Raw genomic sequence first — 9,401 nt, 5'->3', positions numbered from 1 at the left:
CCCGGGGGATCGGGTGCCCGGACCGCCGCGCCGCCGGCGTCCGCATGTCCCGCGTGCCGGAGCCCCGCCCCAACTTCCCCGCACAAGCGGAAGGTTGGCCGTGCACATAGCCTGTTGCGGGCGGCCGGACCGTCCCTATACTTCCGTTGCCCGCCGGCCGGAACCCGGCCGCGGGCATCCGCCGCTGCGCCCGGCCAGGGCGGCCGGCCGCCCGTACGAGGGAGAACCGATCATGGTCAAGCACTACCTCAAGTACGCCTTCAGCACCCTCACCGCCGCCATGTTCCTGCACATGGTCTGACCCGAGCGACCCCGGCCGGGGCCGGGTGGCCCACCGTCCGACCCTGGCCTGGGAGAGTGCGCTTGTTCGCGACAGCGCTGAGCCAACTGCGCTACGGCGCCTCGATCCTGACGAACCGCCGGATACGCCCGTCCGACCTGGAACGCCTCGCCCGCGACCTGGTCGCCACCATCGCCGAGTTCGGCGAACCCGGCGAGGACTCCGCCCTGCTGCCCGGCCGCGCCGGCCACGTCGACCCGCGGGTACGCCGCGAAGTGACCCGCCGCAGCCTGCGCGCCACCGCCCGCACCGCCGCCCGCCACACCGCCTACTACCGCCGCCGCTTCGCCGACCTCGGCCTCGACCCCGCCCGCCTCGAACCCGAGGACTGGCCACGCGTGCCCGTCACCCCCAAACACGACCTGCGCGCCCGGCCCGCCGACTTCGTCTCCGACGCCGCCACCCCCGCCCTGATGGCCCTCACCACCGGCACCAGCGGCACCCCCACCGCCGTCTGGTTCTCCCGCGCCGAACTCGAACGCGCCATCGCCTTCAGCACCATCTCCGCCGTCCTCGGCCTCGGTCTGCGCCCCCGCCACACCGTCGCCTACGCCGGCTGCTCCCGCGCCACCGTGTCCCTGGTCAACGCCGAGGAATCGGCCACCCGCGCCGGCGCCGGCTTCGTCCAGTTCGGCACCGTCACCCCCGCCGTGGCCCTCGAACGACTCGCCGCCCCGCTCGGCCTGCCCGGCAAGGACCCCAGGATCACCCACCTGACCACCTCCGCCTCCTACCTGGCCGCCCTCGTCCGGGAAGCCGAACAGCACGGGCGGCGCGGCGCCGACTTCGGCCTCGCATCGATCAGCGTCGGAGGCGAAGTCCTCTCCGCGCCGCTGCGCCGGCGCGCCGAGGAGGCGTTCGGCGCCACCGTCACCTCCGCCTACCTGATGACCGAGATCCTGCCCTCGGGCGCCACCCCCTGCACCCGGGGCCACCTCCACCACACCACCGAGTTCGGGCACCTCGAAGTCCTCGACCCGCTCACCTGGCAGCCCACCGCCCCCGGCGCCATCGGCACCGTCGTCCACACCCCGTACGTGCCCTACCGCGACTGCACCCTGCTGCTGCGCTACGCCACCGGCGACCTGGTGCGCCTGCCCGCCGAACCACCCGGCTGCGAACTCGCCCACCTGCCCGCCACCTCCGAGATCCTCGGCCGCTGGAACGGACCGCTGAGCACCACCGTCACCACCCGCGAGATCCTCGACCTCGTCGAAGCCGAACCCGAGGTCCCGCTCCCGGCCCGCCACGCCCTCACCGAAGGCCCCGACGGCCCGGACGGCCCCGCCCGCCTCCACCTGCTGGTCGGCCGCCTGCCCGCCACCGCCCTGCGCGCCCGCCTGGAGGAACGCGCCCACGCCACCGGCCTGCGCCTGGCCGACATCGCCCTCCACGAGGACCGCGCCGCCATGCCGCCGACCGCACCCCTGCGCGCCGACCTGCGCGAACACACCTTCGACACCCTCGACCCCGCCCCCGGGAGACGCTGAGTGACCACCGCCGACCCCGCCGCACTGACCGCCCTCAGCGCCGCCGTCGCCGCCGAGACCGCCCTCGCCGCCCGCTACCTCGCCCGCGTCCGGATGCCCCGCCCCCCGGTCGGCGTCTACACCGCGGGCGACGTCGCCGTCCTGTGCGCCGGCGTCGTCCTCGCCCCCCTCCTCTACACCGCCCTGCCCGGCGCGGCCGTCTGCGCCCTCTTCGGCCTCGTCTGCTGCCTCGCCCTCCAGTTCACCCTCGCGCCCCTGCTCACCGCCACCGGCCCGCGTGCCGTGCCCTGGTCCTGGGCCATCGCCCTCACCGCCACCGCCGCCACCACCACCGCCGCCCTCACCGGCCACCCCGGCGCCGCCCGGGCCGGCAGCGACCTGACGATCGCCGCCGCCGTCATCGGCGTCGCCAACCTCTGGACCCAAAGCGGCCTGCGCTCCACCCACACCGCCGCCCTCGCCGCCGCCCTCACCGTCTACGACCTGACGGCCACCACCCTCACCGACACCACCACCCGCTTCTTCGCCCAGGTCCAGGACCGCCCCTTCGCCCCCATGCTCGCCCTCACCGGCGGCCCCGCCCCCGTCGCCATCGGCCTCGGCGACCTCCTGCTCCTCGTCCTCCACCCCCTGGTCGCCGCCAAGGCCCACGGCCGCACCGCCGCCGTGTGCGCCGCCCTGACCGGCCTGGCGACCACCAGCGCCGTCAGCGCCTGCTTCGCCGCCGGCTGGCTCACCACCGGATTCCCGCTGCTCACCGCGCTCGGCCCGCTGATCGTCGCCCAGCACCTGTACTGGCGGCGCCGCTTCGGCGGGGAACGCACCACCGCCCAGTGGCGCGCGGGCCACCCGCTCCCGCTGCTCACCACGCCCGCCCGCACCGAACCCGCCGCCGAACCCGCCGCGGCCCGCCCGGCCTGACCCCGCCCGGCCTGGCCCCGCCCGCCGCGGGCCCGCCCCACCGCTGCCACCCTGCCGGCCCCCACGGACCCGGAGTCAGACCAGGACACGCGCGGGCCCCGCCCGTGCCACGGCGGGAAGGGCCCCACCATGCCGACGAACCCGGCCGCGGACCAGGACCAGGACCAGGACCCCTTTGACCGGATCACCACCCGGACGACCCGGCAGACCCTCACCCGGCACACCCCCGACGGCTCCCGCGGCCACGACCTCTCCTACGAGTCCCACACCCCGGGGCGCGGACACCTGACCATCACCGGATGCGACGAGAGCGGCGAGAGCGTCACCGACCTCCACGGCGACATCCTCCTCGCCGACCACGCCCTGATCACCCAGCTGCTCCTCGGCCTCACCGCCGCCGCCACCGTCCCCACCCCCCGCGCCCCCGAGCCGGAGAAGGCCCACACCGTCGAGGAGAAACGCCGCCCGCACCCCAACGCCTACAAGCGCCGGACACCGGAAGAGGACACCGAACTCACCGCCCGCCGCGCCCAGGGCGCCTTTCTCGCCGAACTCGCCGAGGAGTTCGGCCGCAACGAAGGCGCCATCGCCTCCCGCATCCTCAAGATCGACGCACGCGGCCCCGCCACCAAGGAAGCCCAGGAGTACGGCGGCTGACACCCTTCTCCCGGCAGACGGGGACGCCCCGCCACAGGACGCCCCCGCCGCTGCCTTCCCCCGGGCCGGCCACGGCCCACCCGGTGCCGAGCGGCGCAGGACGGACCGCCGCCCCCTTTTCATGCTTGTATGGCCCACTGAAAAGGCATGGCCGTGGGCGGCATAGAGTTCCCCTGGCGTTTCAAGCCGGGGCGACAGGCATGGAGGTCTGGGTGTGTTCGTGACGACCGGACAGGCCGGGACGGCCCTGGGGTGCTCGATCCCGACGGTGAAGAAGCTGATGGCCACCGGCGTGGTCCCCGGCGTACGCGACACCGGCCGGCAGGTGTTCCCGCTGGCCGCGCTCCAGGCGCTCCAGGCCCGCCCCACCGCCCACCTCGCCGCCCTCGGCCCGGCCGAGGTCGCGGTGCTGCGCTCGGACGCCCCCGCGAAGGTGGACGAGCCGGACCGCGACTGGATCGGCTTCGGCACCGGCCTGGACCAGACCCAGCTGCTCACCGCGCTGTCCGGCTGGTGGCGGTGCGACCCGGCCCGGGTCGCGGCCGGCGCCGTACTGCCGGTCACGGTGGCCGGCTTCGTCGTCGCGGTGCTGACCGGCCTCACCGCGTGGGAGTCCGACGGCACGGCCGGCACCACCGGGCGCCACCGCTTCACCGGGGCCCGCCTGGCCGGCTACCTGACCGACCTCACCGCCCCCGCCAACGCCGCCGCCCCCACCGACCCCGAGGACACGCGCCTGGCGGGCCTGCTGCTCGGCACCCGGCTGCCGTCCGTGTCCGGCGGCCCGATCGCCTACGTCGCCACCCGCCCGGCCGCCGCCGGCCGGCCCGCCACCGAGGGGGAACAGGCCTGATGGACCGCAAGACCTACACCGCCGAGCTCGCTTCTCTGCGTGAGCTGCGCGCCGAGATCACGGCCGCCGAGAAGGCGGTCACGGCCGCGCGGAAGGAGCTGGACAAGCTCACCGCCCGGCGCGCCCGCAAGGTGGCCGGGCTCGCGGGGTACGAGGGCGCCCAGGCGCCGGCCGTCGCGAAGGCCTCGGGCCTGTCGGTCGGTGACATCGTGCGGATCGCCCCGCTGCTGGACCCGACCCCCGCCGACGTCCGAGCCGTCAAGGCCGACGGCCAGGCCGCCGCCGCTGCGCCTGTCCCGACACCCGTGGCCGAGCCGGTCGCCGAGCCTGCCGTCGTGGTCGCCCCGGTGCCGGCCCGCCCTGTCGCCGAGCCGGCCACCGGGGAGACGGAACCCGGCGTACAGGCCGACTCCGCCACGCCGCCGCAGGGCCGGGCCGCCGCCGAGGACCAGGCCGCCGCCCCCGTCCCAGCCCCCGCCACGCCGGCCCCCGTCCCCGCCGCGCCCCGCCCGCCCGCCGAAACCGGACCACGCGAGCTGCCCACCCTCCCCGAAGGCCCGGCCGGGGCCCGGCTCGAAGCCGTCACCACCGGCCTGGCCTCCAAACGCCCCCACTTCACCCAACAAGCCCGCGCCACCGTGTTCCTGGACGCCGCCACCGGCGACCTCGCCGTCCGCGACCGCGTCATGCGCCTCGACCTCGCCGCCCGTACCCCCGGGCAGATCCTCGACGCCGTCCTGCACGCCGCCCCCGGCACCGAACGGATCTACATCACCGCCGGCGCCCCCTGGCACGACGGCGCCGAACGCTACTCCACCCTCAAGGACGCGGTCGCCGCCTGGCTGAACACACCGTCGCAGCGGTGGACCACCGCCATCGGCTCCGGCCGCGACAAACTCGCCGGCCACTTCGTCCACCAGCGCCAGCCCGTCGGCCGCTACGCCCCCGCCGCCGCCCCCGACAGCGCCACCACCGAGATCCGCTCCATGGGGGAGTGGTTCGACCCCGACGGCGCCGACGTCGTCACCTGCCGCCAGGCCTTCACCCTGCTGTGGCAGGCACTGCGCCGCCACTGGGACGACGCCGTGCTGATGGGCTCCCCCAGCCAGACCGGCCGGGACCTGTGGTCGCGCACGATCCCGACCACCGGCAAGTGGGCCGGCGGCTACCCGGTGCTGTCCGAGGAACTGCGCGGCCTGCTGCACGCCACCGCCGGCCAGGGCCGCACCGAGCTGATCCTGCCCCCGCGCGTCCCGGAACAGCTGCCCGCCCTGGTGGAGTACGACCGCACCTTCGCCTACGCCAAACACCTCTGGAAGTCCCCGGTCGGCACCCCGCGCCGCGTCACCGCCGCCGCGTTCGCCGCCATGACCGGGCAGGAACAAGTGAAGGCCCTGATGTCCTGCTCCCACTGGAACATCAAGGTGACCGTCCCGCAGGGCTGGAACCACGTCGGCCTCCTCCCGGCCCCCGTGACCGGGGACCGCGCCTGGACCTACCCCGCCGAGCCCGGCGCCACCTTCACCACCTGGGCGGGCGGCGCCGAGGTTCACCTCGCCCTCACCAACCACCTGACGCCGTGGCGGATCGAGATCCTCGGCGGCCTGCTCTTCGAGGACGGCAAACCCCTCGACGAATGGGGCAAGCGGTTGAAGGCCGCCTGGGCCGACCTGACCAACCTCTCCAACCTCCACGCCGACGAACGCCAGCGCACCGCCGCCTACCTCGCCTCCCGCGCCGTCCGCAGCGTGCTGCTCTTCGGCCTGGGCGGCTTCGCCCAGCGCCCGCGCCTGGTCTCCGGCACCACACCCGCCGGTGAGACCCTCCCCGCCGGGGCCGAGATCCTCGGCCAGGACAACGAGGTCGTCACCTGGCAGCGCCAGGCCGGCTTCTCCCGCGACCCGTACGCCCACCCCGAGTGGGCCGCCTACGTCTGGTCCGGCGCCCGGGCCGCGCTGCTGGACATGAAGCACCGCCAGGGCAAGGAAGTCATCGCCTCCGCCGGGGCCCTCCACGCCATGCCCGGCACCGTCGTCTACTTCGGCACCGACGGCATCGCCCTGACCGAGCGCCAGCCCTGGCCCTACCGCGGCGAGCCCGGCGACTACCTCCTCAAGGGCCACCTCACCGGCCCCGTCGACCACCCCGCCGGCCAGGAGCAATACCTCGGACTGCGCGCCCGGGGCCGCGCCGAACTCGCCGCCGCCGCGAAGGGAGCTGGCCAGTGAGCCCGGCCGACCCGAACAACCCGAACGAGGCCGCCCGGTTGACCCAGGAGTTGCTGGACCAGGGCTACACCAAGCGCCAGGTCGCCAAGCTGCTGGGCAGGGACGCCAGCCTGGTCTCGCAGTTCTTCACCAAGGGCAAGGGCGCCAGCATGGTCGGCGCGCTGCGCCAGGTGGTCCGTGCGGTGCGCGGCGGCGAGCGTGATGAGGAGGTGCTGTCCGGGATCGCGGAGGCGAACACCACCCGCCGCCGCACCAAGACCGGCCAGAAGGCCCGGGTGCGCGGCAAGGACGTCGTCGGCAAGCCCGGCGAGTCGATGGCCGGCCGCGCGGGCAAGCAGGCCATCAACTCCGGTGCCTCCCACCTCGCGCCGGTGGTCCACGCCACCGGCCAGGCCGGCGGCCGCCTCGCCTTCACCGTCCGGATGAAGGCCGATCAGTACGTCTACGGCGCGGGCTCGGAGCAGGACTCCGGTGGCATCCGACGCGGCTTCCTCCCGCGCGCGGACGGCACCGAGGAGCGCACCTACGGCTCCGCCTCCACCGGCGGGTTCGACGCCGCCGAGTGGTCCCAGCGCGTCGCCGACCACCACGGGGACGTCACCGAGGCGATGCGCGAGTGGCTGGTGGAGACCGGCCGGGCGGTCGAGGGCGCGGACATCCGCTACCTGGAGGTCCGCGGCTGGATCCCTGAGTAGTCGGTGGGCCCCCGACTCGGCCGCACCTGCGCGGGCCGGGAGCGTTCGGTCGGCCGGTGAGCGCAAGGGGAGCCGATCGAGCGCCCGGCCCCTGGTCCGGGGTTTGCGCTTCAACGGCCGGGCCCGGCCAGCCTCCTGACGGACGGACCCACAGCGGTGTCGCCCAGGGTTCGGCGCCCTTCGTGCTCCGCCCACCCCACGGTGGCCCGCCGGTCTTCCGCCGCCCGCGCCACGGCGCCGCGCCGATGAGCCTACGATGTTCACCTGCGGCGGATGTGACCTCAGAAAGCCCATGCCGCACGATGGTTGCTGCCTGCGGTACGGCAGGCGGCAGGGGAGAGCGGAGCGGCTGCGACTGTGCACTTGAAGGACTTCTCCGTGAGCGGGTTCCGCTCGCTGACGCTGCTCAAGAACATCCCCGTCAGCTCGCCGACGATCCTGGCCGGCCACAACGACGGCGGGAAGAGCGCGGTGCTCGCCGCCCTCGCCTTCCTCCTCGGCGGCCATCGTCTGGCCGAACAGGACCGAACCTACGTCACCCCGACCGGAGCCGGCGGCGTCGCCGAGCCGGGACGCTGTGCCTCGACATGGGTCGAAGGCCGCTTCGCCCTGGACGACTTCGAGCAGGAGGCGGGCTTCGCGCCGGAGTTGAGGGTACGGCGCCGAGTGGAGGGCGATGCCGCGCCCGTGCTCGAGTACTGGGCCAGGATTCCGGCCGACCCCAGGCTGCGTGACATCCACTCGCTGCTCGTACCCGAGCTCAGGGAGCTGGTTCTCGCCCTCGGACTGCAGGCCGAGGGCAAGGGACTCAAGGCCGACCTGCAGGCGGCGCTGGCCGCACACGCGGCACGCTCCCCGCAGGTCGACCAATGGGCAGCCCTGCCCAAGCAGTTGGCTCGACGGCTGCCGCGGCTGTTGTCATTCAGCGGGAAGGACGAGAGCCCGGAGCGGGCCGTCCACACGGCACTGGCCGGCAGCTACCAGGCCCATCTCGAGGACGACGGGCTGCAGGGCCGCCTGCGTACGATCGAGTCCGAGGTCACCGCGCTGGTCAAGGACGACGCCGCCGACCTGTGCGAACACATCAAGGCACACTGTCCGGATCTCGTGGACGTCTCCGTCGAGCCGGAGGTCTCCTTTTCCCACGGTTTCAAGCAGGCGCATCTGCACATCTCCCGTGCCCGCGGCGAGCGGGTCGATCTGTCCAGGTCCGGACGGGGCAGCAACCGCCGGATCGCCCTGGCGGTCTGGGAGTGGACCAGCAGGCTGCTGGAGGGCCCCCAACCGGACGGGGACGACATGCCGCCCGTCCAGACGATCGTCGTCTACGACGAGCCCGACACCCACCTGGACTACACCCACCAGCGGACCGTGATGGACCTGATCCGCCGCCAGTGCGCGACGGATGCCGTCAACGTCATCGTGGCCACCCACTCGATGAACCTCATCGACGGCGTGGACATCGCCGACGTCGTCCACCTGCGCCTGGAAGCGGGCCGCACCGTCATGGAACGCCTCGCCGAGGACACGCACGAAGGCATCGACCTGCACCTGGGGCAGATCGCCGCCGCGCTGGGCCTGCGCAACTCCGTCCTGCTCCACGAGCGCTGCTTCCTCGCCGTCGAAGGCCCCACGGAGCAGCAGGCGATCCCGGTGCTCTTCCGCCTCGCACAGGGCCTGTCCCTGCAGGCGGCGGGTATTGCCCTGTGGGCCTGCAACAACAACGAAGGAGCCCTGCACCTCGCCCGCTACCTCGCCGGCCAGCGCCGCACCGTCATGTTGCTCGTCGATGCCGACAGCCGCAACGTCGCCAAGTTCTTCAGGGACGACCGGCTGCGCCAGTTCGGCCTCGATCCTGCGCGGCAGGTCTCGTTCGTCGGCGAGGCGACGGGCTTCAACGAACTCGAGGAGCTCTTCGAGGACGAGCAGTGGGCCCAAGTGGCCAACCGCAAGTGGCCGCGCCCCGACGGCCAGCAGCAGTGGGAGGCTACGGACTTCAAGGCGCACCGTGGCGGCCGGAAATTCAGCAAGGACATTCTTGGCATGATTAAGGATCAGGGCCGCACGAGTCCGGACGGTAAACCCGAAATGGTTTACGAGCTGGCCACGTCCTTGGGCTCCGCCGCAGACGTGCCGTCGCAGTTGAGGGAAGTATTCGCGGCTTTGCGGGCGAGTGCGGGCTGATCATTTCCTGACGGCGCGTCCTGCCGGAGCCGG

8 protein-coding genes are annotated in these 9,401 nt (G+C 74.0%); all 8 read left to right on the top strand.

The genetic code is table 11. From position 1 onward, the window contains the following. The first annotated feature begins 100 nt into the window (after positions 1 to 100). Entirely contained in the window at positions 101 to 301 is a 201-nt protein-coding gene (locus ACFRMQ_RS13645) for a hypothetical protein (protein WP_380730350.1), read from the top strand. Positions 302 to 363: 62 nt separating this feature from the next. After that, positions 364 to 1,830 (top strand): phenylacetate--CoA ligase family protein, encoded by a 1,467-nt coding sequence (locus tag ACFRMQ_RS13640; protein ID WP_380730348.1) that lies wholly within the window; start codon positions 364 to 366, stop codon positions 1,828 to 1,830. Further along, positions 1,831 to 2,751 (top strand): hypothetical protein, encoded by a 921-nt coding sequence (locus tag ACFRMQ_RS13635; RefSeq protein ID WP_380730346.1) that lies wholly within the window; start codon positions 1,831 to 1,833, stop codon positions 2,749 to 2,751. It abuts the gene before it with no gap. Between the two features lie 129 nt (positions 2,752 to 2,880). Continuing rightward, entirely contained in the window at positions 2,881 to 3,408 is a 528-nt protein-coding gene (locus ACFRMQ_RS13630; protein WP_380730344.1) for a hypothetical protein, read from the top strand. A gap of 214 nt (positions 3,409 to 3,622) precedes the next feature. Then, on the top strand, positions 3,623 to 4,261 hold the full coding sequence (locus ACFRMQ_RS13625; protein WP_380730342.1) for a DNA-binding protein: 639 nt from the start codon (positions 3,623 to 3,625) through the stop codon (positions 4,259 to 4,261). Then, on the top strand, positions 4,261 to 6,489 hold the full coding sequence (locus tag ACFRMQ_RS13620; RefSeq protein WP_380730340.1) for a hypothetical protein: 2,229 nt from the start codon (positions 4,261 to 4,263) through the stop codon (positions 6,487 to 6,489). Before ACFRMQ_RS13625 ends, ACFRMQ_RS13620 begins: the two co-directional genes overlap by 1 nt. Then, on the top strand, positions 6,486 to 7,184 hold the full coding sequence (locus ACFRMQ_RS13615) for a helix-turn-helix domain containing protein (protein ID WP_380357451.1): 699 nt from the start codon (positions 6,486 to 6,488) through the stop codon (positions 7,182 to 7,184). The genes ACFRMQ_RS13620 and ACFRMQ_RS13615 overlap by 4 nt, the downstream gene beginning before the upstream one ends. A 378-nt stretch (positions 7,185 to 7,562) precedes the next feature. Next, a complete protein-coding gene (locus tag ACFRMQ_RS13610; protein ID WP_380730338.1) occupies positions 7,563 to 9,368 on the top strand; it encodes an ATP-dependent endonuclease in 1,806 nt (601 codons plus the stop codon). Positions 9,369 to 9,401: the final 33 nt, after the last annotated feature.

The sequence above is a fragment of the Kitasatospora sp. NPDC056783 genome (assembly GCF_042789895.1).
GTDB lineage: Bacteria > Actinomycetota > Actinomycetes > Streptomycetales > Streptomycetaceae > Kitasatospora.
This window is presented reverse-complemented; position numbering and strand designations above follow the sequence as displayed.